Raw genomic sequence first — 726 nt, forward strand, 5'->3', positions numbered from 1 at the left:
CTCTATGATTCCGGCGAGGACAAACCGTTCACAGCAGGCAAGTTCGCCATCCCCAGCGCCATGATATCAGCCGCCGGCGGCGACAACATCATGGGCGACATGGAGACCAGCTGGGGCAACACGGACTGGGAAACGGTGGCGTCGCGCAATCCGCAATTCCTCATCCTGCTCGATTACCAGGACGGCGGCGGCTACAGGAAACTGCTTGATTTCCTGAAGTCCCACCCGGCGATGAAAGAAACGGACGCGGTCAAGAACGAGCGCTTCGTCGCCCTGCGCTATGCCGAACTGACACCCGGACCCGCCAATATCGAAGCGATCGACAAAATCGCCAAGGCCATGCATCCGGAAGCGTTTTGATGCCTGTCGCCCAAAAGTGCGCAGCGGTTTTGGGGCAACGACATGCATGAGCAAAAGATCCTGGAAGTGCGTCGCACGCGTCCTGACAGACACGACGCATTTCCAGGTTTGCGCCATCCGGCATTCGCACTGGCCATGCTGGTGGGAGCGGCGGCGATCGCCGCTCTCGCTCTGCTGTCGATCGCCTATGGCTCGACGTTGATTCCGTTGGCCGACGTCGTTGCCTCGCTTGGCCGTGCGATTGGCTTCAGCGGGCACGACGTGTCCGGGCCGGTAGGCAAGATCGTCGTCGACCTGCGGCTGCCGCGCACGATCCTGGCCATCTGCGTCGGGGCCGGTCTCGGCGTCGTCGGTGCGCTGCTGCAG

General features: G+C 62.3%; 2 protein-coding genes. Both read left to right on the forward strand.

Translation table 11 applies throughout. The annotated features are described in order from the left end of the window. On the forward strand, nucleotides 1-360 hold a 360-nt coding region (locus EN964_RS36225; RefSeq protein WP_164776549.1), incomplete at its 5' end, for an ABC transporter substrate-binding protein. Nucleotides 361-495: 135 nt separating this feature from the next. Beyond that, a partial coding sequence (locus EN964_RS36230; RefSeq protein WP_206528839.1) for an iron chelate uptake ABC transporter family permease subunit occupies nucleotides 496-726 on the forward strand: 231 nt, incomplete at its 3' end.

Origin of the sequence: Mesorhizobium sp. M7A.F.Ca.CA.001.10.2.1, assembly GCF_003998575.1 — a bacterium.
Classification (GTDB): Bacteria; Pseudomonadota; Alphaproteobacteria; order Rhizobiales; family Rhizobiaceae; genus Mesorhizobium.